The following is a 22,684-nucleotide window of genomic DNA, read 5'->3' as shown; positions in this document are numbered from 1 at the left end:
GGGCGTCACGGGGTCTCGGGCACTTGCATGACCGAGAAGAACAGACCGAGCTGGCGGATCGCATTGGCGAAGCCGTCATAGTTCACCGGCTTGGTGATGTAGACATTGGCGCCGAGGTCGTAGCAGCGCTGGATCTCGCGGCTGTCGTCGGTCGTCGTAAGCACGACCACGGGCGAGCGCTTGGTATGCGGGTTCGCCTTGACCTTCTCGAGGATGTCGACGCCGCCCATGTCGGGCAGGTTGAGGTCGAGCAGGATCAGGAGCTGGCGCCCCGAGCTGACCGTGCCCGACCCGTCGGGCCCGAACAGATAGGCCAGCGCCTCCGTGCCGTTGGTGAAGGGGATGATTTCGTTGTTGACCCCGGCGCGCCGGATGTTCTTCTCGATCAACCGGGCATGGCCCTCGTCATCCTCGATCATCACGATCGAAACGGGTTTCGCATGGGTCATGGCTGGTGGCTCCGTTTCACGCTCCGCAGATCGGCCGGCAGCAGGACCGTGAAGGTCGTTCCCACGCCGAATTCCGACCGGACGGTGATGTCTCCGCCGAGGTTGCGCACGAGCGTGCGCACATGCGCAAGCCCGATCCCCTCGCCCGGCGTATTTTGTGTTCCCGAGCGGCGAAACAGCTCGAAGATCCGCTCATGGTCACCGGAAGCGATGCCGCGGCCATTGTCCTCGATCTCGATCGCGACCCAGCCCGGCCGCGGGCTCAGCGTCCGCGCGACGATCTGCAGGGCCCGGTCCGGCGCGCGGTACTTGATCGCATTGTCGAGCAGGTTGCCGATGATCTGGTCGAGCGAGAAGCGGTCGCTGACGATGCGGTCGACCTGCGCCTCGATCGCGATGCCGCCGCCGGTTTCGCTGGCCTGGTGGTGAACGGAGGCCGCCGCCGCCTCCAGCAGCGCATCGAGCATCACCCGCTCGGGCTTCAGCGCCCGGCTGCCCTCGCGCGAGATCTTCAGGATGGCGTTGATCAGCCCGTCCATCTTGCGCGTCGAGGAGCGGATGAAGTCGAGCGCCTCCGGCGCGTCGGTCTTCAGCGCGATCTCGGCGTCCGGCTTCAGAGCAGCGGCCTTCTCGGCATCGGCGTCGAGATAGGCGCCGAGCGGCTTGAAGGTCTCCTCCAACTCGCTGGTGAAACCCATGATGTTGACCAGCGGCGCCCGCAGGTCGTGCGTGACGATATAGGCGAAGCGCTGGATTTCCTGGTTGGCCTTGACCAACGCGTCGGTGCGCTCGCGCACGCGCTCCTCCAGCCCGGCGTTCAGCCCCTCCAGTTCGCGTCGTGCCGCGACGATCTCGTTGGTGTAGCCCAGGATGGTCCAGGCTGCCGCAGCGGCGAGCCCGAGAATGAAAACGGCGCCGACGATCGTGACCCAACGCAGGCGCGAGGCTGCGGTTTCCTGCGCCGCGATGGCGGAGAGCAGCCGCGCCTCGGAGCGGACCAGGATGCTGGCGAAGGCGGCGCGCGCCTCGTCCATCAGGGCCTTGCCGCGCCCATCCCCGACGACGGAGAGCGCGCGCGCGATATCCCCGCCTTGCGCCAGGGCGACGGTCTCGGCGAGCTCCGCCATCTTCGCATCCAGGGCCTTGCGGAGGCGCGCGGCATAGGGCGCCATGTCGACCTCGTCGGCCACCGCATCGGCGAGCCGCCGGAAGCGCTCCTCGAAGCGGGCTACCGCCTCCGTATAGGGGGCGAGATAGGTCTGGTCGCGCGTCAGCAGAAAGCCGCGCTGACCCGTTTCGGCATCCTGGACGAGCGACATCAGGTCGGCAGACGCGCTGCGAACCTCGCGGGCGTCGACGACCTGCCCGAAGGACCGCTCCGAGGCCAGCGTCAGCCACAGCGTGCCCGCGACGATGGCGATCAGCGCGAAGAGGCCCGCCGCCATCAGCAGGAGGTTCGTGCGGCGGAAGAAGGCCTGGGAAATGGGCATGGAGAATCCGGAGGAGGGTCGTTTCCGATGCCGTGTCGGGCCCGCCATCGCAAGGTGAAATGACAGTTTGGCGGCCCCGCCGGCGATATTTCGGCGGATCATCGCATTTTACGGGATCGGATTGAGCTTATTTTAATGCCCCTACCCTAACGGCAAGAGGAGTGGACTGCCGGACGGCTGCAAGGGCGTCGCAATGCGGAAACCGAGCAGGCCGTCCCGGGACACCGTCGGCAATGTCCGCAGGTGAAGGCCAACAGAATGAAGATCCTGATCGTCGACGACAACCGCAGTTATCTGATGGTGCTGCGGGGCGTCGTGAACAACATCGGCGACCATCACATCACGGTCTTCTCCAACCCGCTCGAGGCACTGGAGGCGGCAGCCAGCATCGAGTTCGACCTCGTGCTCGTGGACTATCTGATGCCGGAGATGGACGGCGTCTCCTTCATCCGCGCACTGCGGCAGATGCCGAACCATCGCGACCAGCCCATCGTCATGGTCACCACCACCGAGCAGCGCGAGACCCGCATGGCTGCGCTGGACGCGGGCGCGACCGACTTCCTGCGCAAGCCGATCGAGCCGGTCGAGCTGCGCGTGCGGGTCCAGAACCTGCTGGCCCTGCGCGAGGCGCAGACGGTGATGCGCGACAAGGCGGCCTGGCTCGCCAAGGAGGTCCGGCAGGCAACGCAGGATCTCGTCGAGAGCCAGCGCGACATGGCGCGGCGGCTCTCGCGCGCCATCGACTGCCGCGACGGCCATACCGGCGACCATGTCGCGCGCATGGCCGCGCTGTGCCGCATCATCGCCGAAGGGCTCGGCCTCGACCGCGATCAGTGCGAGACCATCCATGCCGCCGCGCCGATGCACGATGTCGGCAAGATCGGCATCCCCGATTTCATCCTGCAGAAACCAGGCCGCCTCACCGATGAGGAGATGGCGGTGATGCGCACGCATGTCTCGATCGGCGAAGCCATTCTCGCCGATGGCCGCTCGGCCCTGATGCGCTGCGCCGAGCGGATCGCCAGCACCCATCACGAGCGCTGGGACGGCAAGGGCTATCCGCGCGGGCTTGCCGGCCACGACATTCCCATCGAGGGTCGCATCGCCGCGGTGGCGGATGTGTTCGAGGCGCTCTGCGCCAACCGGATCTACCGCCCCGGTCGCCCGCCGGAAGACGCCCGCCAGTTCATCCTCGCGGGCTCCGGCCGCCATTTCGATCCTGCCTGCGTCGCAGCCTTCGAGGCCCGCTGGACCGAGATCCTCGCCTTGATCAACGCCACGTCCGACCCTCTGACACACCCGATTGCCCTCGCGAGCTGAACCGCGAACACCGGCAGGAGTACCCACCATGCTGATCCGCCTCGCCCTCCTCTGCCTCGCCTGGCTCGGCACCGCCGGCTTTGTTGGCGCGGCCGAAATCGCCACCCCCAAGGGCCCGGTCATCCTCACCGTGTCCGGCAAGATCGCCCATCGCAATGGTCCCGACGGCGCCCGCTACGATGCCGCGATGCTGGACGCGCTGCCCAAGCGCACCACGACCGCGAATACGCCCTGGTACCCGCAGAAGACCCAGTTCGACGGGCCACTGGGCGCGGCGCTGCTCGACCAGGTGGGCGCCAGCGGCACCGTCCTGAAGGTCACCGCGCTGAACGATTATGCGGTCGAGATCCCGGTCGCGGATTTTCGCAAATGGCCGGTCATCCTCGCCACCACCATCAACGGCAAGCCGATCTCGGTGCGCGAAAAGGGGCCGATCTTCGTGATCTATCCCTTCGATGAGGAGCCCTCGCTCTACAACGAGCTCTATTTCGGCCGCTCCGCCTGGCAGGTGAAGTCCATCGAGGTCCGCTGAGGCGCGGGCCGCGGCGAGGCGCCGACGCATGGGGCAGCCCAGCAACTCGAACCGGCTGAACAATCTCGGGATCCTGGTTCTCGTCGGGCTCAGCGTCCTGCTGGGCAGCGTCGTCATGACGACGTTCTCCGCCCTCGGAACGCGCCACCGGGCGACGGATGAAAGCGTCCGCGAGGATGCAGTCTGGGCGGCCTATCAGCTCGACCGGGAGGCCAAGAAACTCGCCTTCGCTGTGCATGAACTGACGGAGGAGCCCAGCACGGCGCTGCTCGCGGATGTGACGCTGCGCTACGACATCCTGTACAGCCGCACGACACTGCTCACCAACGACCACTTCAGGACCAAATTCGGCCGAGAGACCGAAATTTTGATGCTCGCGCAGGATGCGCGGCAGCAGATCCTGCAATTGGCAGCATCGGTCGATGCGTTGGCGCGCGAGAGCGAGACCGAGGCGTCGGTCCAAGCCTCCGCCCTGCAAGGCCCGCTCACTGCGCTGGTGCAGGTCACCGAGCGCCTGCTGAACGCCACCAACCTGGCGCAGTCCAGGATGCGGGTTCAGGATCGCGCCGACACGACGGCGGCCTATCACCAGCTCGCCAGCGCGATGACGGCGCTGATCGTCTCGCTCGCGATGATCGTGGTCTATCTCGGCGTCCAGCTTTACCACATCCGCATCGCCCGCCGCCGCTTCGAGCGGCTCAGCATCGAGAACGCCGATGCCGCCAAGCGTGCCGAGGCCGGTGCCCGTGCCAAGTCGATCTTCCTGGCGACGATGAGCCACGAGATTCGCACCCCGCTCAACGGCATCATCGGCATGGTCGATGTGATGCGGGGCACGCAGATGAGCGGAAGCCAGCGCCAGAAGCTCTCGGTGATCGGCGAATGCAGCGACACGCTGCTGGCCCTGATCGACGACATCCTCGACTTCTCGAAGCTGGAATCGGGCGCGGTCGATTTCGAGGCGCTGCCCTTCGAACTGGGCGATGTCTTCGCCACGGTCGCGAATGTGATGGGAGCCCGCGCGCGCGACAAGGACATCACCCTGCATGTCGAGCATCCGCCGGCGCGGGTGACGGCGGATGCGACGCGGCTGCGGCAGATCCTGTTCAACCTGGTCGGAAACGCCGTCAAGTTCACCGACCGCGGCGGCGTCCGCGTCGTCGGTCGCCTCGATGGCCCCTGGCTGCGCGTCGAGGTCGAGGACACCGGCATCGGCATCCCGCCCGAGGCCCGCGACCGGCTGTTCCAGGATTTCAGCCAGCTCGACATCACCATCAACCGCCGCTTCGGCGGGACAGGACTCGGCCTCGCCATCTGCCGCCGGCTGATCGGCGCGATGGGCGGCGACATCGGCGTCGACCCCCGAGAGGGCGGCGGCACGCGCTTCTGGTTCACCCTGCCTGTGGGCCCGGTCGCGCCCTCGCGCGCCGCGCCGGTCACTCCGACGGAGCCGGTCGCCGACAGGATGTTCAAGGGGCGGGTCCTCGTGGCAGAGGACAACGCGATCAACTTCACGGTGGCGCGCGAACTGCTCCAGCGCTTCGGCGTCGAGGTCGACCACGCGCCGGACGGCCGCATCGCCACCCACCTCGTCCAGTCCGCACCTTACGACCTGGTGCTGATGGACATGCAGATGCCGGTGATGAGCGGGCTCGAGGCAACGCAGGCGATCCGCGGCGAGGGGTTCGCCGACCTGCCCATCGTCGGGCTGACGGCCAATGCCTTCGCCAGCGACCGCGAGGCCTGTCTGGCCGCGGGCATGAGCGACTTCGTCGCCAAGCCGATCAACCGCGCCAAGATAGCGGCGATCCTGACGCGCTGGATGCCGGATCAGCGGCCGATCGAGGACATGCCGCCACAGGCCGCCCCAGGCACCTCGTTCGGCGAGGGCAAGGCGCCGGCGCCGGTCGACCGGGCCGTCCGCGACGAGCTGAGGCGGGAAATCGGTAGCGATCTGCTCGACGAGCTGACGCGGCAGTTCTGGCCGGATGCGACGAGCGCGATCGCGGATGCCGCGAAGGCGCTGCTGTCGTGCGACAGCGACACGGCGATCCGCGAGCTCCACACCCTCAAGGGGCTGGCGGGAACGCTCGGCTTCATCGCCGTGGAGGCCTCGGCGAGAACGGCCGAGGCTGCCGTCCGCACCCGCGAGGCTGCCGATCTGTCCGACCTTCAGGCGACCCTGCTGCGCACCGTGCTGGCGCTCGAGGCCGTCGAACCCACGGCAGCCCTCCCCGTCGAGGCCGAGGCGGTACGCCGCTCGGCCTGATCGGCAAGGCGGACCTCGCGCTGGAGGCGCTACAGCGCCGCGTCGCGCTGCATCTGCGTGTATTCCGCCATCAGCGGCTCATGCGCCGACCAGAAGGGCCGCGGCACCTGCCCGAGAAGCTGGTCTTCGAGCAGGCCGAGATGCAGGTGCCAGCCGCTGGACACCATCGCCATGCGGGACTTCGTCGCCAGCCGGCGATGGATCAGCACCAGGCGAACCTCGTCGCCCACCGACGTCAGCTCGATCTCGACGTCGGAATCGGGATCGCCCATCCCGACCCAGTTGAAGGCCAGTCGGTACGGCGGTTCGTAGACCGTGACCGTGCCGCTCATCAGCGCTCCCTCGTCGTTCATCTTGCGGGCGCTCTCGGGCGGCGCCTCGTCGGTGATGCGCGAATGCTTGAAGAAGAGGTCGATCCGGCCACCGGAGCGGGGTTCGGTTTCCCCGCCGCAGAACCAGGTCGCGCGCTTCCCATCCTCGACCAGATAGGACCAGACCCGCTCGACCGGCCCCGGCAGCATCCGCTCGAACCGCACCGCCCCACTCTCGAGAACCTCGCCATAGGTCTTGTCGTTCGCCTGCTGTGCCTGCGTCTGCATCACGCCTCCTCGCCCGGATCGGGCTTTCGTAGCGCGGCCTCGAGAGCCGCCAGCCTGTCGGGCCAGAAGGCGCGCACGCGCCGGACCCATTGATCGAAGCCGTCGATGCCGTCCGGATCGAGCGCATAGATGCGCCGCTGGCCTGCGACCGTGACCCGGACCAGCCCAGCCTCACGTAGCGCCTTGAGATGCTGCGAGATCGCCGGTGCCGACAGCGTGAACCGCTCCCCGATCTCCCCGGCCGAAAGTTCGCCCTCCGACAGCATCTCGACGATGCGGCGGCGGGTTGGGTCGGCGAGAGCGGTGAAGGCGTCCATGGCTCATTGATTCCGTCTTTGCTTAATTAAGTCAATACTAAAATTTAATGCGGCGCTTTGCGTCTGCCTCGGCTGCGAAGCGGGCGCTTGCCCGCGGCGACGCACTCCGTCAAAGCGATGCTCCTGAAACCGATCCTCCGACACGGCGAACCGCTCCGCATGCCCACCCGCAACGCCACCCTCGCCGGCATCGGCATGATGCTGCTGGGCATCCTGATGTTCTCCCTGAACGACGTGATGGGGAAATGGCTGGTCGCGACCTACACGGTGGGGCAGGTGCTGGTGCTGCGCAGCGCCGTGGCGCTCGCAGTGCTCACGCCCTTCGTCTTCCGCCAGGGCCTGATGCGCACGCTCCGCCCGGAGCGGCCCGGCCTGCAGGTCCTGCGCGTTGCGCTGGGATCGGGCGAGGTCGCGCTGTTCTACCTTGCCGTCTCCTATCTGCCGCTGGCCGACACGATGACGCTCTGGCTCGCCGCGCCGGTCTGGTCGGCCCTGCTGGCCGTGCTGCTGCTCGGCGAACGCGTCGATGCCGGGCGCTGGATCGCCATCGCGGCGGGCTTCGCCGGCGTTGCCATCGCGCTGAACCCGACGGGGGCGAGCCTGTCGATGCCGGCACTGCTGGCCCTGCTCGGCAGCGTCCTCTTCGCAGGCATGATGATCGCCGGCCGCTATCTGCGCGGCACGCCGGACGTCACCCTCGTCGCCTGGCAGACGCTGGGCGCCCTGATGATGGGCCTCGTGCTGCTGCCCTTCGGCTGGGTCACGCCAAACTGGACGGACGCCGCGCTGCTGGGACTACTCGGCATCGTCGCGATGGTCGCCCATCTCTGCGTCACGCGTTCGCTCAAGCTGGCGGAAGCCTCCGTCGTCGTGCCCTACCAGTACACGCTGATCGTCTGGGCGCTGGTCTTCGGCTGGCTCGTCTTCGGCGACTGGCCGACCCCGGCCATGCTCGCAGGCTCGGCGCTGATCGTGGCCGCCGGTCTCGCCCTCATCCTGCTCGAGCGCCGCGCGACGACGCGCGCGGTCGTCGGCGACCCCGACACCCGCTCGGCCGCGCCCTGATCAGCTCGCGATGAAAGGCACCTTCATCCGGTCGGAGGACTGGACGATGTGGTGCCGCATCGCGACCGCCGCGGTCTCGCCGTCGCGGCGGCCGAGCGCGCGCAGGATCGCGCCATGCTCGACGAAGGCCTCCTGCAGCCGGGCCGGCTCCTGCACCGGCGGCCGCTGGCTGCGAGTAATGATCGGCCTGTAGAGCCCGAGGATGTCGCGGATCGCCCGGTTCCCCGCGATTTCCGCGATCGCCATGTGCAGGGCGAAGTCGGCCTCCATCGCATCGAGGAAGCGGGACTGCTCGATGGCCGTCCGCATCGCCTCGTTGAGATCCGCGAGACGGCCGATATCGTCCTGCGAGGCGTGCCGCGCCGCGAGCTGGACGGTCGAGGCCTCCAGTGCGAAGCGAAGCTGGTAGATCTCCACCTCCGAGAAGCGCTGCTCGAAGGTCCAGCCCGTAACATCGGCCTCCGGCCGATCGAAGCCCTCCGCGACGAAAGCGCCCCGGGCCGGCTCGATCCGGATCAGCCCCATGCCTTCGAGTTGCAGCACTGCCTCGCGCACGGTCGGGCGGCTTGCCCCCAGGCGCTGGGCCAGCTCGCGCTGCGGCGGCACCCGGTCTCCCGGTTTGAGCCCGGTTTCGGTCATCAGGCGCCGGATCTGCTGCACCAACTGTGTGGTGACCGGCCGCCTGTCCTTCTCGACCTGCATGGGCCTCATCCCTCCCCCGCCTGCCCTAACTGTTGACGGCTCTGGCCGCTCGCTGTCAATTCGTGGCCATACCGGTAAGACCACGATACCGCGGGCGGATGGTTCCGTGGAATGGTCGTCGGCAGCAGGCGAGGAACATCATGGCCCTGATCACCTATCTGACCACCGTCAAATTCGGCTATGGCGAGATCGACGGCATCGCGGCCGATCTGGCCGGCCTCGGCGTCGCAAAGCCGCTGATCATCGCCGACAAGGGCATCGTCGCGGCCGGGCTCGTCGCCAGGGTGCAGGCGATCGCACCGGTTCTGGCCGGCGCTCCGGTCTTCGACGGCACGCCGACCAACCCGACGGAAGGAGCGGTCGAGGCCGCGCTCGTGCTCTATCGCCAGCATGGTTGCGACGGGCTCGTCGCCATCGGCGGCGGCTCGCCGATCGACCTCGCCAAGGGCGTGGCGCTGCTGGCGACCCATGACGGCTCGCTGGAAACCTATGCCGCGATCCTCGGCGGCATCCCGAAGGTGACGGCAGCCGTCGCACCCGTGATCGCGGTCCCGACGACCTCGGGCACCGGAAGCGAGGTCGGCCGCGCGGCGCTGATCACCCTGAAGGACGGCCGCAAGCTCGGTTTCATCTCGCCTCACCTGATCCCGCGCCTGGCGATCTGCGACCCCGAGCTGACGCTGGGCCTGCCGGCCTGGCTCACCGCCGCCACCGGCATGGACGCCGTGACGCACTGCATCGAGACCTATCTCAGCCCGCGTGAGAACCCGCCGGCGGAGGCGATCGCGCTGGACGGGCTCAAGCGCGCCGTCGGCTTCATCGAGCGTGCGGTCAAGGATGGCACGGACCGTGAGGCCCGCAAGGAAATGATGATGGCAGCCCTCCAGGGCGGCCTGACCTTCCAGAAGGGACTGGGCGCCGTCCACGCGCTCTCCCACCCGCTCGGCGGGCTGAAGGAGGTCTCGCTGCATCACGGCACGCTCAACGCCGTGCTGCTGCCGGCCGTGCTGCGCTTCAACGCGCCGGAATCGGAGGCGAAATACGCCGAGATCCGCAAGGTGCTCGGCCTCGCGCCGGAGACAGACCTCGCCGACTGGATCGCAGGCCTCGTCGCCCGCCTCGGCATGCCCAGCAGCCTCTCGGCCATGGGCCTGCCCCGCGGCGTCATTCCCGCCGTGGCCGAGGCCGCGACCAAGGACCATTCCAGCGCCACCAACCCGCGCGCCGCCACTGCCGCCGACTACGCAGCAATGCTGGAGGCGTCATTCGGCTGAACCGACAGCCGCGACACCACGGCGCGCCGGCCAGTCGGCCGGCGCGTTCACGCCGAAGGCCCACGCCGAACAATCGGGCCGAGCAGGGAGAAACGACGATGACGAACAGACGCGAGATGCTGACGACCGGGCTGGCCGGAGCCGCCCTCGCCGCCGGGGGCACAGCCGCCTCGGCCCAGGCGCCCCAGGCCACCGCGATCAACTGGCGGATGACCTCGAGCTATCCCAAGGCGCTCGACGCGGTCTTCGGCGCCGGTGACATTTTCCTCAAGGCGGTGTCCGACATGTCGGGCGGGCGCATCCAGCTCCAGCATTTCGCTTCGGGCGAGCTTGTTCCCGGCCTCCAGGCGCTCGACGCCGTCCAGAACGGCACGGTCGAGTGCTGCGACACCGCCTCCTTCTACTATGTCGGCAAGGACCCGTCCTTCGCCTTCGGTGCGGCCGTGCCCTTCGGCCTCAACACGCGCCAGCAGAACGCCTGGTTCTTCCAGGGCGGCGGGCTGGCGCTCTTCAACGAACTGCTGGCGCAGTACGACGTCATTGGCCTGCCGATCGGCAACACCAATGCCCAGATGGCCGGCTGGTTTCGCAAGGAGATCAAGACGGTCGACGACCTCAAGGGCCTGAAGATGCGCATCGGCGGCCTCGCCGGCCAGGTCATCGCCAAGCTCGGCGCCGTGCCCCAGCAGATCGCCGCCGGCGACATCTACCCGGCCCTCGAGCGCGGCACGATCGACGCTGCCGAATGGGTCGGCCCCTATGACGACGAGCGGCTCGGCTTCAGCCGCGTGGCGCCTTATTACTACTATCCCGGCTGGTGGGAGGGCGCCTCGGCGATCCTGCTGATGATCAACCGCTCGAAGTGGAACGAGCTCAGCGCGACCGACAAGGCCATTTTCGTCGCCGCCGCCCACCAGGCGAACTCGCTGACCATCGCGAAATATGACGACGTCAACCCGGCCGCGATCAAGCGGCTGATCGCCTCGGGAACGCAGCTGCGCGCCTTCTCGCCGGAGATCATGGACGCCTGCGCCAAAGCCGCGGCCGAGCTCTACGAGGAGATCGGCGCCAAAAATCCGATGTTCAAGAAGCTGCACGACCACATGATGGCCTATCGCAACGAGCAGCTTCTTTGGCAGCAGATCGCCGAGTTCAACTACGACGCCTACCAGATCCGCTCGCGCAGCCGCCGCTGACGGGCATGCCCTTCGCCTCTCCGGGTCGCATGACGGCCCGGAGAGGACGCATCCTGTTCAGTACAGCCGCGTCCGGTAGGCCTCTTCGAGATTGGCCTCCGCCTCCGCGACCTCAATCGCCTTCGTCTGGTCCGCCATGATACGGCCGAGCGAGGGGAAGCGGCTGCGCTCGACCCGGCTCGCCGGCTCCCAGAGCTTCGAACGGATCAGCGCCTTGCCGCAATGGAAGAAGGCCTCCTCGACCGCGACCAGGAGGCCGAGCGTCGGCGTCCGTTCCTGCACGGTAGCGGGTTCGAGCAAGCCGGGATCGCGGGTCAGCGTCGCGCGGCCATTGACGCGCAGCGTCTCGGCGATGCCCGGCACCATGAAGATCAGCCCGACACCGGGCGAGGCCAGCACATTGCCGAAGCTGTCGACGCGGTTGTTGCCGCGCCGGTCGGGAATGAACAGCGTGTGCTCGTCGACCACCTCGACGAAGCCCGGCGCGTCCCCGCGCGGGCTGGCATCCGCCCGCCCTTCCCCGTCCGAGGTCGCCAGCACGAGAAAGGGCGAAAGCGCGATGAAGTCGCGGCAATACCCGTCGAGCCGGTCCAGCACCTTGCGCGCGGCCAGCGGATTGACCGGTCCCATATGCGCCCGCAATTCGGCGGGCTCGGCAATCGTCGCCTCGGCCCGGTCGCTCTCCGTCGTCATCGCATCCTCCTGCACCGTCTCGCCGCCACTCTCCCCGATCCGCCGCGCGCAGGCCAGCGCCAACGCCGCGCGATGGCCATTCCTCACCGGATCGAAAAGCCACAGCCGGCGGCTCGATGCCCCGCCGCTGCGCCGCCGCCTTGACCCCGCAAACGGCCGCCGCCATCGTGCGCCATCGATTTTCGCACCGCCACGAGGCTGACTTCCATGCGCCGCGCCCTGCTGCGAACCGCTTTCGCTTCTCTCGCCGTGCTGACGGCCGCCGCATCGGCCGACGCCTCCGGCCGCCGCATCGTCCACCCGGCCGACCGGGCCGAGAATCGCACGGTCCCGCTGACCGGGGCGCTCCCGGCCTGCGACGATCCCGCGGTGCTGGGCGAGATCACGAGCTGGTTCAACACGCGCGAAAGCCGCTTCTGGGGCCCGCTCCAGGCGGTGGCCTATGACCGGATCCGGCCGATCGGCTACCGGCCTCTGGGCGACGACCTGATTCCGCGCCGCTTCTGCACCGGCCGCATCGCCCTGAACGACGGCTCCCTCCACCGTGTCGATTATTCGGTGCGCGAGAATCTGGGCCTCTTCGGCTGGACCTGGAACGTCAACTGGTGCGTCAGCGGGCTCGACCGCCACCGCAGCTACGCGCCCGACTGCAAGATGGCGCGTCCCTGAGGCGGAGCTGCGGCCGATGCGCCTTCCGCGATTCGCCCTTGCCCTGACGCTTCTCATCGGGCTGGCCGGGGTTTCCGAGGCCCAGCCCCGCAACCAGCGCGGCGGCGAGCCCGGCGCCTTCGACTTCTATGTCCTTGCCCTTTCCTGGTCGCCGGGTTTTTGCGAGCTCGAGGGCGGCCGCGACCGCAACCGCGAGCAATGTGGGGACGGCGCCGGCCTCGGCTTCGTGGTGCATGGCCTTTGGCCGCAGCACGACCAGGGCTTTCCCAGCGAATGCGGCCCCGCCGGCCGCACCCCCTCGCGAATCGCGCTCGACCAAGCGAAGGGGCTGTTTCCGAGCGAGGGGCTCGCACGGCACCAGTGGCGCAAGCACGGCACCTGCTCGGGTTCGAGCCCGAGCGACTATTTTGCCGATACGCGCCGCGCCCGCGAGAAAATCGTCATTCCGCCGGCGCTCGCCCGTCCCGAGCGCGAGCAGAACTGGACGGCGATCGATCTGGAGCGGGCCTTCGTTGCCGCCAACCCTGGCTTGCGCACCGACATGATGTCGGTCGCCTGCCAGCGCGGCGTTCTGCAGGAGGTCCGCATCTGCCTCAGCAAGGACCTGCGCAATTTCCAGACCTGCCAGGAGGTCGACCGCTCGGGCTGCCGCACGCGCGAGATCACCGTGCCGGCGCCGCGCTGACAGCGGCCGCAAAGCCGCGTAAGAGCGCGGCATGAATTACCGCCACGGCTTCCACGCCGGAAACTTCGCCGACGTCCTCAAGCATGTCGTGCTGATGCGCGTCCTGACGCATCTAAACGCCAAGGACACGCCCTATCGCGTCGTCGACACCCATGCCGGCGCCGGCCGCTACGACCTCGCCTCCGAGGAAGCGCTGCGGACGCATGAATGGAAGGACGGAGTCGCCCGGCTCGACCAGGCCCCGCTCGCCGCCCCCGTCGAGGCGCTGCTTAAGCCCTGGCGCGATGCCGTTGCCGGCGCTCGCGCGCTCTATGGGCCGAGCGCCTATCCCGGCTCTCCCTGGCTCTGCCGGCAGTCGATGCGTCCCGGCGACCGGCTGATCGCGGCCGAACTTCATCCGCAGACCTACAAGAAGCTCGTCGCGGCGATCGGCCGGGACGAGCGCTGCCGGGCGCTCGCCATCGACGGCTGGAACGCGCTGCGCGGCAATGTCCCGCCCAAGGAGCGGCGCGGCCTCGTGCTCATCGACCCGCCCTTCGAGGAGAAGGACGAGTTCGAGACGCTGGCAGCGGAGGTGATCGCCGCCCACCGCAAATGGCCGACCGGGATTTATGCGCTCTGGTATCCGATCAAGGACCGCCGCGCCGTCGAGACCCTCGTGGGGGCGATTCTGGGGGCGGATATCGGCCGGCTGCTGCGGCTGGAGATCGATGTCGACCGTCCGGAGGCGGCGGGTGGGCTCGGCGCCACCGGCATGATGCTGGTGAACCCGCCCTGGAAGCTGGCCGAGGAGGCGCGCCTCCTGCTTCCGGCCCTGACCGAGCGCCTCGCCCAGGGACCCAAGCCGCGCTATCTATGCGAGCCGATCCGTCCGGACGGCTGACACGCCCGCAGTCCCGAGGCTTTCCCGATGCTCGTTCTCCGCTCCTCCCCCGCCTCCCCCTTCGGCCGCAAGGTCAAGATGGCCGCCGCCGAACTCGGCCTGAGCGACCGCATCGAGATCGTCGTCGCCGATACCAATGACCCCTCCGAGCCGCTGCGTCAGCAGAACCCGCTCGGCAAGATCCCGACGCTGGTGCTGGAGGACGGCATGACGCTGTTCGATTCGCGCGTCATCGTCGATTATCTCGACCATCTCGCCGGTGGCGGCCGCCTGATTCCGGCCGGCGAGGCGCGCTTCGCCCAGCTGCGCCTGCAGGCTCTGGCCGACGGTCTGTGCGACGCGGCCCTTCTCCAGGTCTACGAGACGCGCTTCCGCCCGGAGGAAGGCCGCAACGCCGCCTGGGTCGCCAACCAGGCCGGCAAGGTCTCACGGGCATTGGCCGCGCTGGAAGCCGCCCCGCCGGCCTATCCCGACCGGCCGCGGATCGGCGAGATCGCGCTCGCCTGCGCGCTCGGCTATCTCGACCTGCGCTTTGCCGGCAACTGGCGGGCCGACCATCCTCGCTTGGTCGCCTGGCTCGACGCTTTCGCCGCCAAGGTCCCGTCCTTCGAGGCGACCCGCTTCAAGGGCTGACCCCCGGCCAGCCGGCCGGTCTCCCGACAGGGCCCGGCCGGCGCTGGCCGACGGCGCTCCAATGCCAGCCCCGGCAATGTTCGGAAACAACAAAAAACCCGGTGGCCGAAGCCACCGGGTTCTTTTTTCCCCGCGAGGGGAGGCAGACTAGAACTTGTAGTTCAGGCCGGCGCGGACGACGGAGAAGTCGGTGCCGACCTTCACGCCCGAGTTGAACACGGTCTTCTCGCCGAGGTCGACGTAGAGGTACTCGACCTTGGCAGTCCAGTTGTTGGTGAAGGCGTACTCGAGACCGCCGCCGACGGCGTAGCCACCGGTGTGGGTCTTGTCGGTCGAGCCGATGCCGCCGATCGTGGTCTTCACGTTGCCGTAAGCCCAACCACCGGTGACGTAGGGCATGAACCGGTCGAAGGCGACGCCGACGCGGCCACGAACCGTGCCGAAGTACTCGGTGCGGACGCGGTCACCGAAGAAGCTCGAACCCGAGTTCAGGTCGGCGCCCTGGATGTCGGCCTCGACGCCCACGACGAACTGGCCCATCTGGTAGTTGTAGCCGACCTGGCCACCGCCGACGAAGCCGTCGAGGTCGCCGATGTTGACCGTGCGGTTACCGAACACCGTACCGGCGTTCACGTTGCCGAAGCCGTAGCCGGCGTTGCCACCGATGTAGAAGCCGGTCCAGGTGAAGACGGGGGCGTAGACCGGAGCGACGACCGGGCCCTTGCGGGACGGCAGGTCGGCGGCGGAGGCAGCGCCGGCAGCGACGAGGCCGAGGGCCGCAACGCTCGAAAGCAGAAACTTCTTCATTTGGAACTCCTGATGGTCGTCGTTTTGCCGGCGGGGCCGGCGGTTGATATCGATGAGCTGGTTATAAGACATGCCGACGATTTTGTCTGTTGCAGCGACACCACATCTGCCTCACAGACCGCGGCAAAAATGCGGCACGATTGGGATGACTGCGGCGAAACCGTAAAGACGCGTTAAGCACTGTTAAAGCATAGATAATGGTGAACCGAATACTAACGCTCTTGTGAAACGTCACATCGGCCCGCACTCATAACCGCCCACCTCCCCCAAGGTTCCCATTCTCGCCACAATTTTTAGAGGTCGCTTGCGGGGCCTCCCGCCCCATGCTTAAGCCACTGGCGCTTCAGGCAAACGATGGACACAGGGTGCCGCAGCTTTCGATCTTCATCATCGCCCGTGACGAGGCGGACCGCATCGGCCGGACCATCGAGGCGGTGCGCGGCCTGAGCGACGACATCGTGCTCGTCGATTCGGGCTCAACCGACGGCACGCAGGCGGTCGCGGAACGGCTCGGGGCGCGCGTCCTGTTCAATCCATGGCCCGGCTACGGCCAGCAGAAGCGCTTCGCGGAAGAACAGTGCCGGCATGACTGGCTGTTGAACATCGATGCCGACGAGGTCGTCCCGTCCGATCTCGCCGCCGAGATCGCCGTCCTCTTCGCCGGGACGGGGCCGGCGGCCGACGCCTACGAGATTCGCATCGCCGAGATTTTTCCGGGCGAGCCGGCCCCGCATCGATTCGCCTATGCGCTCGCCCCGGTCCGGCTCTACCGGAAGGACAAGGGCCGCTACTCGCCCTCGCCCGTTCATGACCGGGTCGATCTCGTGCCCGGAGCCCGGGTCGCCCGGCTGAAGGGCACGGTGCATCATTACTCCGTGCGCTCGCTGGGCGAGCAGATGAGCAAGCTCAACAGCTACAGCGACGCCCAGGCCGATGATCTCGACCGGCGCCGCCAGTCGCTCTCGGTGTTCCGGCTCGCCGTCGAATTCCCCGCCAATTTCATCAAGGCCTATATCGGCCGGCGCCATGCCCTGCGCGGCGTCTATGGCTTCATGACCGCGATGAACTACGCCTTCTACCGCTATCTGCGCGTGGCGAAGCACTGGGAGCGGCGGCTGCAGCGCCGCTCGGCGGACACATCCGGGCAGGCAAGGTCGCAGACAGGAGAGCGGATCGATGGGTGAAGTCGCGCTCGTGACCGGCGGCGCCCGCCGCATCGGCCGCGCCATCGTCGAGCACCTGGCCGCGAACGGCTACGCCGTCGCGATCCACTGCGGCAGCGCGCGGGATGAGGCCGATGCGCTGGCCGCGCGAATCAGGGCAAATGGCGGCCGGGCAGCGGTGCTGGTCGCGGATCTCGCCGATCCCGAGGCGGTGGCGGCCCTGATGCCGGCGGCGGAGGCCGCGCTCGGTCCCGTCACGCTGCTCGTCAACAACGCCTCCAGCTTTCTCGTCGACGAGGTCACCGCCATCGACGTGCCAACCTGGAACCGCCAGTTTTCGATCAATCTGCGCGCGCCCTCGGTTCTCGCCGGAGCTCTCGCCAACCGGCTGCCGGAAGGGCGCGCCGGCGCCATCGTCAACATCATCGACCAGCGCGTCTGGAAGCTGACGCCGCAATACTACTCCTACACCCTGACCAAGGCCGCGCTTCTGACGGCGACCAAGACGATGGCGCAGGCGCTGGCTCCGCGCATCCGCGTCAACGCCGTCGGCCCGGGCCCGACCCTGCCCAATCCCCATGACGGCCCCGAGGCGATGGAGCAGGAGGCGGCCGGAACGCTTTTGCGCCGCAAGATCGATGCGAGCGAGATCGCGGAGGCGGTGCATTACCTCGCCCGCGCCCGTTCGGTGACCGGCCAGATGATCGCGGTCGACGCCGGCCAGCATCTCGGCTGGCGGACGCCCGACATCGTCGACTGACGCCAGCGATCAGGCGGCGGGGTCCGGCCGATAGGGCGCACGGCCGCTGGCCAGCGCGCTGTCGAGCAGCTCGAGCCGGTCCTGCCCCCAGAACACCTCGCCGTCGAGCACATAGCTCGGCGCGCCGAAAACGCCGGCCGCGATCGCCGCTGTGATGGTGCCTTCATAGGTCCCGATCACGGCCTCACTGTCGGCCGCGAGCGCCAACGCCTGCGCATCGAAACCGCAGGAACGGGCCACCCTGGCCACCGCCTCGGGCTGCGTCATGTCGTCGTTGCGGGACCAGACACCGGCCATGATCTCGCCCATGAACAGGCCGGGATCCCCGCCCGCTGCGACGATCGCGATCAGGAAACGGTCGGCGAGCGAAGGGTCGAAGGGAAAATGCTTGGGCTGCAGCACGAGCTTCACGCCACGCCGCTCGCGCCAGCGCTGCAGATCCATCAACCGGTAGCTCTGGCGCACCGGATGGCGCTTCGGCAGCGGCAACCCGCCCGTCTCGTCGAACACCGCCCGCAGCGGCACGGGCCGATAGACGATCCGGCAGCCATGCCGCGCCGCTATGTCGAGGAAGGTCGCATGGCCGAGATAGGTCCAGGGCGAATGCAGTGAGAAATAATAGTCGATGGTGCGGGGCATGGTCAGCTTCCGGCGATGCGGGGACGGGCACGATAGCGGCCCGGCCAATCCGGGAAAGGCGCGGCCACGCATGACAGGGTGGGCGAGCAGCGCTATACTAAAATCTGGTAACGTCTCGGGTCAGGCTATGGGCAAGAACACCTCGATCAGCCTAACCGACCATTTCGTCAGCTTCATCGAAGCGGAAGTCGAGAAGGGTCGCTATGGCTCCGCCAGCGAAGTGGTGCGGGCTGGATTGCGCCTGCTTGAAGATCAGGAGGCCCGGATCGCCGCATTGCGCGCCGCGCTCGACGAGGGCGAAGCCAGTGGCGAAGCGGAGGCATTCGATGTCGATGCCTTCCTGACCGAGGAGTTTCCCGACATCGCGCCCGCGAAATGGAACACTCTTTCTCAGGCCGGCAGCGAAGTCCGACCTTCGGCGGATCAGCCGGCAATCGAGAGAACGCTGGGGTGCCGGACAGGCCTTCAGCTATGTTTCAGGCCTCACCGCTTCACTGTCCCGCCTCACTCAAATGCCCGAACTGGGAGTGGGGCGTTCAGATCTGGGCTCGGGCTACCGGAGCCTTGGCGTCGGCGCCCACGCCATCTTCTGTCGGGTCGAGCACGACCGCATTGAAGTCATTCGCATCCTGCGTCAGCGGATGGATACGGGCACCCATCTGTCCTGACTATCGTCAAACCAGCGCAATCGCCGAGATCAGCCGCCCGTAATCCGGCTCGCCGCGATGGGTCGTCCGGCGATAGCTGAAGAAGCGCTCCTCGTCGCCATAGGTGCACAGCGACAGATCGAGGAAGCGGCCGATTCCAGCCTCCTGCGCCCTCAGCCCGATGAAGGCCGGCAGGTCGAACATCGCGTGGGCGGCCCGCTCGGAGGCCGTGAAGAAGCGGGCATAGGTCGCGTTCTCGGATTTGAAACGCTCGACGAATTCGGGCCCGACCTCATAGGCAGCGGCACTGATCGTCGGCCCGAGCACCGCGACGATGCGCTCGCGGCGCGCGCCGAGCTTTTCCATCGCCGTCACGGTCGAGGCGACGACGCCCCCGAAGGCGCCCTTCCAGCCCGAATGGGCCGCGCCGACGACGCGCGCCTCGCTGTCGGCGAACAGGATCGGCCCACAATCCGCGCTGGAGACACCGAGCGCCGCGCCCGAAGCCGCCGTCACCATCGCGTCAGCCTTGGGACGCTCGGCCGGCCAGGGCCCGGTCACGACCTCCACATCGGCCGAATGCACCTGATAGAGGCTGACCAGATGCGTCGGATCGACCGCCAGATGCGCCGCCATCCGCCTGCGATTCTCGGCGATCGCCGTGGAATCATCAGAAGAACCCAGGCCGCCATTGAGCGAGGCGTAGATTCCGGTCGAGACGCCACCCTGCCGCGTGAAGAAGGCGTGGCGGATGCCGGGTTCGGCGGCGAGATCGGGGGAGGTGATGAACATCGTATCGTCCGGTTTCAGCGCAATGCCGCTCATGTCAGCCCTGCTCTGGCAGGCGATGAAGGTCAAATCCGGGCAAGGGCAGCAAGCCCGGATGCGAAATAGCCAGAACCTTGAACAGATCGCCCATGCCGGTGCCCCCTCGCTCCGTCAGCCGGTCGAAGGCCGCGCCGATCGACGCCGCTTGCTCCGGCGTCGCATTGGCCGACAGGGCTTGCGCCCGCTCGGCGAGGCCCAGCGCCAGCAGGAAATCCGCCTGCCGGACGGGGCCGTGGATCGCGGCGCCCGCCCGCAGCCCTGCCTGCGCCATCCGGGCAAAATCGACATGCACGGTCAGATCCGCCTCGCCAGGCTCCTCCAGCGGATCGACGAAAGCGTGCCGGCGCATCGCCTGCAGCGTGTCGCCGAAGCCTGATTGCAGCGAGCCATAGTCGATGAAGAGCGCCCCGCCGCCTTCCCGGGCCACGTGTGATGCGACGCCCGACACCAGCGACAGGGCCGCCAGCGGCTGCTCCAGGATCGCGCCGGGCGGCGCCGTCGCGGGCCCCGCCCCGTCGGAAGCCATCACGGCCAGTCCGAAGGCGAGGCGCCCCTCCCCGTCCAGCCCGACCATCCGCTCGCACCAGCCCTGCTGCGTCATCACGAACTGGTCGAGCGGCAGCGCATCGAGCAATTCGTTGGCGACGATGATCGCCGGCCCCTCCAGCGCTGTCTCGAGCCGCTCGTGCCAGACCGGCTCCGCCTTGCCGGAAAGCGTCGCGGCCTGAATTTCGCGCAGCACGGGGCTAGTCTCGACCAGATGAACCACCGCCGCCTCCCGGAAGCCCGGCAGGACTCGCGTCGCGCGCAACATGTCGGCCATCAGCGTGCCACGCCCCGGGCCGATCTCGATCAGGGCGAACCGACGGGGCGCGCCCATCGCCTGCCAGAGATGGGCGGCCCAGAGCCCGATCATCTCGCCGAACATCTGGCTGATCTCGGGCGCGGTGGTGAAGTCGCCCTGCGCTCCGAAGGGGTCGCGCGTCATGTAGTAGCCATGCCTGGGATGGCCGAGGCACAGCGCCATGAAGCGCGAGATGGGAAGCGGGCCCTCTTCCGCGATCAGGCGGACAAGTTCCGTCTTCAGCGTGGTCACGCAGCGCCTCGCCGGGCGCGCAGCACGAGAACCAGCCCCGCCGCGAACAGCGGCAGCGAGAGCAGCATGCCCATGGTGATTCCGCCCGAGAGCGCATCGACCGAGGTCCCAAACAGGAAGCCGAGCTGCGGGTCGGGCTCGCGGAAGAATTCGCAGACGATGCGCGCAACCGCATAGCCCATGCCGAAGACGCCGGCGACGAGGCCTGGCCGCTTCAGCCCGCCGGCCCGCACCAGCAGCGCCAGCAGGATGAAGAGCAGGAGCCCCTCGGAGAAGGCCTCGTAGAGCTGGCTCGGATGGCGTGGCAGCGGCCCGCCGCCGGGGAACACCATCGCCCAGGCCACGCCCGGCGCCGGCCGGCCCCAGAGCTCGGCATTGATGAAATTGGCGATGCGCCCGAGGAACAGCCCGATCGGCACGACAGCGGCGGCGATGTCGAACACCGCCAGCGCCGGATAGCCGCGCCGCCGCGCGAACAGCCACAGCCCCAGCGTCGCGCCGATCAGCCCGCCATGGAAGGACATGCCCCCCTGCCAGATTGCCAGGATGTCCTGCGGCCGGGCGAGATAACGCGCCAGATCGTAGAACAGCACGAAGCCCAGCCGCCCGCCGAGCACGACGCCGAGCGCCACGAACACCAGCATGTCGTCGAGCTCGTCGGCCTTCGGCCGTGCCCGCCCCGCCCAGAGTGGCTCGGACGAAACCAGCCGGCGCGCATACCACCAGCCGCCGAGCAGCCCGACGACATAGGCCAGACCATACCATTTGACCGAGAGCGGCCCGAGTTGCAGCGCGACCGGGTCGATCACCGGGAAGGCGATAGCGAAAGTGGGCATGGACGGCATCCGGTGGCGGGCAGCAGGTGATGGCTGCCCGCTTGCGATGCGGTCAAGCGAAAACACCCCCAGCCGCTGCCCTTCCGCTCACAGCTTGACGATCAGCTTCCCGAAATTGCCGCCCTCGAGCAGCCCGATGAAGGCCTCGGGCGCCCGTTCCAGCCCCTCGACAATGTCTTCCTTGTATTTGACCGCGCCGCTGGCGATCCAGGCTGCCATCTCGCGCTCGAAATCCGGGCGCTGGGCGATGAATTCGCGCTGGATGAAGCCGCGGATCAGCAGGCTCTTCGAAAGAACCTGCCGCATCAGCACGGGCAGCCGGTCGGGCCCCTCGAAATCCCCGGTGGCGTTGTACTGCGCGACCAGCCCGCAGACCGGGATGCGCGCGAACGTGTTGAGCAGCGGGAAGACCGCGTCCCAGACCTTGCCGCCGACATTCTCGAAATAGACGTCGATGCCATCGGGGCAAGCCGCCGCGAGCTGCGCCGCGAAATCCGGCGCGCGATGGTCGATCACGGCGTCGAATCCGAAGGTGTCGCGCACAAAAGCGCATTTCTCCGGCCCGCCCGCGATGCCGACGGCGCGTGCACCCTTGATCCGCGCGATCTGGCCGACGGCCGAACCGACCGGGCCGCTGGCGGCGGCCACGACGACCGTCTCGCCCTTCTTCAGCTGGCCGATGGTGAGAAGTCCCGCATAGGCGGTGAAGCCCGGCATGCCCAACACACCGAGCGCCGTGGTGACGGGCGCGGCAGCCGGATCGAGCTTGCGCAGTTGATCGCCCTTCGCCAGCGCATGGCTCTGCCAGCCGGAGTGGGACAGCACGATATCGCCCGCCGCAAAGCCGGGATGCCGGCTCTCCAGCACCTCGGCGACCGTCCCGCCCTCCATGACGGCGCCGATCTCGGTCGGCGCAGCATAGCTCTTCGCGGCGCTCATCCGCCCGCGCATGTACGGATCGAGCGAGAGATAGAGAATCTTCAGCAGCACCTCGCCCTCGGAAGGCGTCGGGATCGGCGCCCGCTCCACCCGGAAATTGGCCGCCGCAGGGCGCCCTTCGGGCCGCGAGGCGAGCACGATCTGCAGATGATCAGATGAGGACATGAGGCGCTTTCGATCTCGTTTCGGTCAT

At 68.1% G+C, this 22,684-nt stretch carries 25 protein-coding genes and 1 pseudogene; 14 read left to right on the top strand and 12 right to left on the bottom strand.

All coding sequences use genetic code 11. The features are described 5' to 3' along the window. Window positions 1-5: 5 nt before the first annotated feature. The gene (locus ABIE41_RS11560) at window positions 6-449 is read right to left on the bottom strand and encodes a response regulator (RefSeq protein ID WP_354192007.1); all 444 of its coding nucleotides are present in this window, start codon (window positions 447-449) and stop codon (window positions 6-8) included. Next, window positions 446-1,939, bottom strand: a complete 1,494-nt coding sequence (locus tag ABIE41_RS11555) for a sensor histidine kinase (protein ID WP_192644594.1) — start codon at window positions 1,937-1,939, stop codon at window positions 446-448. Before ABIE41_RS11555 ends, ABIE41_RS11560 begins: the two co-directional genes overlap by 4 nt. Before the next feature lie 258 nt (window positions 1,940-2,197). Between ABIE41_RS11555 and ABIE41_RS11550 the strand changes: the two genes are divergently transcribed. From ABIE41_RS11550 to ABIE41_RS11540, 3 genes are read left to right on the top strand one after another with little or no spacing between them, the layout of a single operon-like run. Continuing rightward, complete coding sequence (locus ABIE41_RS11550) at window positions 2,198-3,259, top strand: HD domain-containing phosphohydrolase (protein ID WP_192644593.1); 1,062 nt, start codon at window positions 2,198-2,200, stop codon at window positions 3,257-3,259. A 28-nt stretch (window positions 3,260-3,287) separates the two neighbouring features. Beyond that, entirely contained in the window at window positions 3,288-3,791 is a 504-nt protein-coding gene (locus tag ABIE41_RS11545; protein ID WP_192644592.1) for a putative pterin-binding protein, read from the top strand. Between the two features lie 28 nt (window positions 3,792-3,819). Further along, the gene (locus ABIE41_RS11540; RefSeq protein WP_192644591.1) at window positions 3,820-6,060 is read left to right on the top strand and encodes an ATP-binding protein; all 2,241 of its coding nucleotides are present in this window, start codon (window positions 3,820-3,822) and stop codon (window positions 6,058-6,060) included. A 29-nt stretch (window positions 6,061-6,089) separates the two neighbouring features. On the opposite strand, the gene ABIE41_RS11535 is transcribed toward ABIE41_RS11540, so the two are convergent. Continuing rightward, the gene (locus tag ABIE41_RS11535; RefSeq protein WP_192644590.1) at window positions 6,090-6,659 is read right to left on the bottom strand and encodes an SRPBCC family protein; all 570 of its coding nucleotides are present in this window, start codon (window positions 6,657-6,659) and stop codon (window positions 6,090-6,092) included. Next, complete coding sequence (locus ABIE41_RS11530) at window positions 6,659-6,976, bottom strand: ArsR/SmtB family transcription factor (protein ID WP_192644589.1); 318 nt, start codon at window positions 6,974-6,976, stop codon at window positions 6,659-6,661. The genes ABIE41_RS11535 and ABIE41_RS11530 overlap by 1 nt, the downstream gene beginning before the upstream one ends. A gap of 159 nt (window positions 6,977-7,135) precedes the next feature. On the opposite strand from ABIE41_RS11530, the gene ABIE41_RS11525 reads away from it, so the two are divergent. Then, the gene (locus ABIE41_RS11525) at window positions 7,136-8,041 is read left to right on the top strand and encodes a DMT family transporter (protein ID WP_192644588.1); all 906 of its coding nucleotides are present in this window, start codon (window positions 7,136-7,138) and stop codon (window positions 8,039-8,041) included. Here the strand turns inward: ABIE41_RS11525 and ABIE41_RS11520 are convergent, their stop codons facing one another. After that, the gene (locus tag ABIE41_RS11520; RefSeq protein WP_192644587.1) at window positions 8,042-8,743 is read right to left on the bottom strand and encodes a FadR/GntR family transcriptional regulator; all 702 of its coding nucleotides are present in this window, start codon (window positions 8,741-8,743) and stop codon (window positions 8,042-8,044) included. It lies immediately after the preceding gene. Between the two features lie 140 nt (window positions 8,744-8,883). On the opposite strand from ABIE41_RS11520, the gene ABIE41_RS11515 reads away from it, so the two are divergent. Together ABIE41_RS11515 and ABIE41_RS11510 are read left to right on the top strand one after the other, a co-directional pair. Further along, window positions 8,884-10,017, top strand: coding sequence for an iron-containing alcohol dehydrogenase (locus ABIE41_RS11515; RefSeq protein ID WP_192644586.1), 1,134 nt, complete (start codon window positions 8,884-8,886; stop codon window positions 10,015-10,017). A gap of 98 nt (window positions 10,018-10,115) precedes the next feature. After that, window positions 10,116-11,213: a TRAP transporter substrate-binding protein gene (locus tag ABIE41_RS11510; RefSeq protein ID WP_354192001.1), complete on the top strand. Its 1,098-nt coding sequence runs from the start codon at window positions 10,116-10,118 to the stop codon at window positions 11,211-11,213. 57 nt (window positions 11,214-11,270) lie between these two features. On the opposite strand, the gene ABIE41_RS11505 is transcribed toward ABIE41_RS11510, so the two are convergent. Continuing rightward, a complete protein-coding gene (locus ABIE41_RS11505) occupies window positions 11,271-11,906 on the bottom strand; it encodes a pyridoxamine 5'-phosphate oxidase family protein (protein WP_192644585.1) in 636 nt (211 codons plus the stop codon). 207 nt (window positions 11,907-12,113) lie between these two features. Here ABIE41_RS11505 and ABIE41_RS11500 point away from each other — a divergent pair, with 207 nt between their 5' ends. Genes ABIE41_RS11500 through ABIE41_RS11485 form a run of 4 tightly spaced genes read left to right on the top strand, consistent with a single transcriptional unit; the run spans window position 12,114 to window position 14,776 of the window. Next, the gene (locus ABIE41_RS11500) at window positions 12,114-12,575 is read left to right on the top strand and encodes a hypothetical protein (RefSeq protein WP_192644584.1); all 462 of its coding nucleotides are present in this window, start codon (window positions 12,114-12,116) and stop codon (window positions 12,573-12,575) included. Window positions 12,576-12,591: 16 nt separating this feature from the next. Further along, window positions 12,592-13,260 carry a ribonuclease T2 family protein gene (locus ABIE41_RS11495; protein WP_192644583.1) on the top strand — a complete coding sequence of 223 codons (669 nt, stop codon included), beginning with the start codon at window positions 12,592-12,594 and terminating at the stop codon, window positions 13,258-13,260. 31 nt (window positions 13,261-13,291) lie between these two features. Continuing rightward, entirely contained in the window at window positions 13,292-14,143 is an 852-nt protein-coding gene (locus ABIE41_RS11490) for a 23S rRNA (adenine(2030)-N(6))-methyltransferase RlmJ (RefSeq protein ID WP_192644582.1), read from the top strand. Between the two features lie 27 nt (window positions 14,144-14,170). Further along, window positions 14,171-14,776 (top strand): glutathione S-transferase family protein, encoded by a 606-nt coding sequence (locus ABIE41_RS11485; protein WP_192644581.1) that lies wholly within the window; start codon window positions 14,171-14,173, stop codon window positions 14,774-14,776. Between the two features lie 147 nt (window positions 14,777-14,923). Here ABIE41_RS11485 and ABIE41_RS11480 read toward each other — a convergent pair whose 3' ends face one another. Then, complete coding sequence (locus tag ABIE41_RS11480) at window positions 14,924-15,583, bottom strand: outer membrane protein (protein ID WP_192644580.1); 660 nt, start codon at window positions 15,581-15,583, stop codon at window positions 14,924-14,926. A 323-nt stretch (window positions 15,584-15,906) separates the two neighbouring features. Between ABIE41_RS11480 and ABIE41_RS11475 the strand changes: the two genes are divergently transcribed. Together ABIE41_RS11475 and ABIE41_RS11470 are read left to right on the top strand one after the other, a co-directional pair. Then, a complete protein-coding gene (locus tag ABIE41_RS11475; protein WP_192644579.1) occupies window positions 15,907-16,767 on the top strand; it encodes a glycosyltransferase family 2 protein in 861 nt (286 codons plus the stop codon). After that, window positions 16,760-17,506, top strand: a complete 747-nt coding sequence (locus ABIE41_RS11470; RefSeq protein WP_192644578.1) for an SDR family oxidoreductase — start codon at window positions 16,760-16,762, stop codon at window positions 17,504-17,506. Before ABIE41_RS11475 ends, ABIE41_RS11470 begins: the two co-directional genes overlap by 8 nt. A gap of 9 nt (window positions 17,507-17,515) precedes the next feature. On the opposite strand, the gene ABIE41_RS11465 is transcribed toward ABIE41_RS11470, so the two are convergent. Further along, on the bottom strand, window positions 17,516-18,145 hold the full coding sequence (locus ABIE41_RS11465; protein WP_192644577.1) for a 2-hydroxychromene-2-carboxylate isomerase: 630 nt from the start codon (window positions 18,143-18,145) through the stop codon (window positions 17,516-17,518). Window positions 18,146-18,272: 127 nt separating this feature from the next. Between ABIE41_RS11465 and ABIE41_RS11460 the strand changes: the two are divergent. Both ABIE41_RS11460 and ABIE41_RS11455 read left to right on the top strand, forming a co-directional pair. Next, window positions 18,273-18,494 (top strand): annotated as a pseudogene (locus ABIE41_RS11460) (type II toxin-antitoxin system ParD family antitoxin); the annotation flags it as partial. Window positions 18,495-18,567: 73 nt separating this feature from the next. Further along, window positions 18,568-18,813, top strand: coding sequence for a type II toxin-antitoxin system RelE/ParE family toxin (locus ABIE41_RS11455; protein WP_192644768.1), 246 nt, complete (start codon window positions 18,568-18,570; stop codon window positions 18,811-18,813). 6 nt (window positions 18,814-18,819) lie between these two features. Here the strand turns inward: ABIE41_RS11455 and pgeF are convergent, their stop codons facing one another. The 4 genes from pgeF to ABIE41_RS11435 all read right to left on the bottom strand — a co-directional run bounded on the left by pgeF (window position 18,820) and on the right by ABIE41_RS11435 (window position 22,656). After that, entirely contained in the window at window positions 18,820-19,584 is a 765-nt protein-coding gene (gene pgeF / locus ABIE41_RS11450; RefSeq protein ID WP_192644767.1) for a peptidoglycan editing factor PgeF, read from the bottom strand. A 34-nt stretch (window positions 19,585-19,618) separates the two neighbouring features. Next, window positions 19,619-20,716, bottom strand: coding sequence for a class I SAM-dependent methyltransferase (locus ABIE41_RS11445; protein WP_192644576.1), 1,098 nt, complete (start codon window positions 20,714-20,716; stop codon window positions 19,619-19,621). Continuing rightward, entirely contained in the window at window positions 20,713-21,552 is an 840-nt protein-coding gene (gene lgt / locus ABIE41_RS11440; protein WP_465247088.1) for a prolipoprotein diacylglyceryl transferase, read from the bottom strand. The genes ABIE41_RS11445 and lgt overlap by 4 nt, the downstream gene beginning before the upstream one ends. An 87-nt stretch (window positions 21,553-21,639) precedes the next feature. Then, a complete protein-coding gene (locus ABIE41_RS11435; RefSeq protein WP_192644574.1) occupies window positions 21,640-22,656 on the bottom strand; it encodes an NADP-dependent oxidoreductase in 1,017 nt (338 codons plus the stop codon). Window positions 22,657-22,684: the final 28 nt, after the last annotated feature.

Source organism: Bosea sp. OAE506, assembly GCF_040546595.1.
GTDB lineage: Bacteria > Pseudomonadota > Alphaproteobacteria > Rhizobiales > Beijerinckiaceae > Allobosea.
The sequence above is the reverse complement of the archived record's forward strand: the minus strand, read 5'-3'. Positions and strand labels throughout refer to the sequence as shown.

Coding starts and splice junctions, on each gene's coding strand:
- ABIE41_RS11510 (WP_354192001.1), top strand. CDS start 10,116: ATGACGAACAGACGCGAGATGCTGACGACCGGGCTGGCCGGAGCCGCC.
- ABIE41_RS11515 (WP_192644586.1), top strand. CDS start 8,884: ATGGCCCTGATCACCTATCTGACCACCGTCAAATTCGGCTATGGCGAG.
- ABIE41_RS11490 (WP_192644582.1), top strand. CDS start 13,292: ATGAATTACCGCCACGGCTTCCACGCCGGAAACTTCGCCGACGTCCTC.
- ABIE41_RS11465 (WP_192644577.1), bottom strand. CDS start 18,145: ATGCCCCGCACCATCGACTATTATTTCTCACTGCATTCGCCCTGGACC.
- ABIE41_RS11495 (WP_192644583.1), top strand. CDS start 12,592: ATGCGCCTTCCGCGATTCGCCCTTGCCCTGACGCTTCTCATCGGGCTG.
- ABIE41_RS11470 (WP_192644578.1), top strand. CDS start 16,760: ATGGGTGAAGTCGCGCTCGTGACCGGCGGCGCCCGCCGCATCGGCCGC.
- ABIE41_RS11520 (WP_192644587.1), bottom strand. CDS start 8,743: ATGCAGGTCGAGAAGGACAGGCGGCCGGTCACCACACAGTTGGTGCAG.
- ABIE41_RS11560 (WP_354192007.1), bottom strand. CDS start 449: ATGACCCATGCGAAACCCGTTTCGATCGTGATGATCGAGGATGACGAG.
- lgt (WP_465247088.1), bottom strand. CDS start 21,552: ATGCCCACTTTCGCTATCGCCTTCCCGGTGATCGACCCGGTCGCGCTG.
- ABIE41_RS11555 (WP_192644594.1), bottom strand. CDS start 1,939: ATGCCCATTTCCCAGGCCTTCTTCCGCCGCACGAACCTCCTGCTGATG.
- ABIE41_RS11500 (WP_192644584.1), top strand. CDS start 12,114: ATGCGCCGCGCCCTGCTGCGAACCGCTTTCGCTTCTCTCGCCGTGCTG.
- ABIE41_RS11550 (WP_192644593.1), top strand. CDS start 2,198: ATGAAGATCCTGATCGTCGACGACAACCGCAGTTATCTGATGGTGCTG.
- pgeF (WP_192644767.1), bottom strand. CDS start 19,584: ATGTTCATCACCTCCCCCGATCTCGCCGCCGAACCCGGCATCCGCCAC.
- ABIE41_RS11535 (WP_192644590.1), bottom strand. CDS start 6,659: ATGCAGACGCAGGCACAGCAGGCGAACGACAAGACCTATGGCGAGGTT.
- ABIE41_RS11540 (WP_192644591.1), top strand. CDS start 3,820: ATGGGGCAGCCCAGCAACTCGAACCGGCTGAACAATCTCGGGATCCTG.
- ABIE41_RS11475 (WP_192644579.1), top strand. CDS start 15,907: ATGCTTAAGCCACTGGCGCTTCAGGCAAACGATGGACACAGGGTGCCG.
- ABIE41_RS11530 (WP_192644589.1), bottom strand. CDS start 6,976: ATGGACGCCTTCACCGCTCTCGCCGACCCAACCCGCCGCCGCATCGTC.
- ABIE41_RS11525 (WP_192644588.1), top strand. CDS start 7,136: ATGCCCACCCGCAACGCCACCCTCGCCGGCATCGGCATGATGCTGCTG.
- ABIE41_RS11480 (WP_192644580.1), bottom strand. CDS start 15,583: ATGAAGAAGTTTCTGCTTTCGAGCGTTGCGGCCCTCGGCCTCGTCGCT.
- ABIE41_RS11505 (WP_192644585.1), bottom strand. CDS start 11,906: ATGACGACGGAGAGCGACCGGGCCGAGGCGACGATTGCCGAGCCCGCC.
- ABIE41_RS11545 (WP_192644592.1), top strand. CDS start 3,288: ATGCTGATCCGCCTCGCCCTCCTCTGCCTCGCCTGGCTCGGCACCGCC.
- ABIE41_RS11485 (WP_192644581.1), top strand. CDS start 14,171: ATGCTCGTTCTCCGCTCCTCCCCCGCCTCCCCCTTCGGCCGCAAGGTC.
- ABIE41_RS11435 (WP_192644574.1), bottom strand. CDS start 22,656: ATGTCCTCATCTGATCATCTGCAGATCGTGCTCGCCTCGCGGCCCGAA.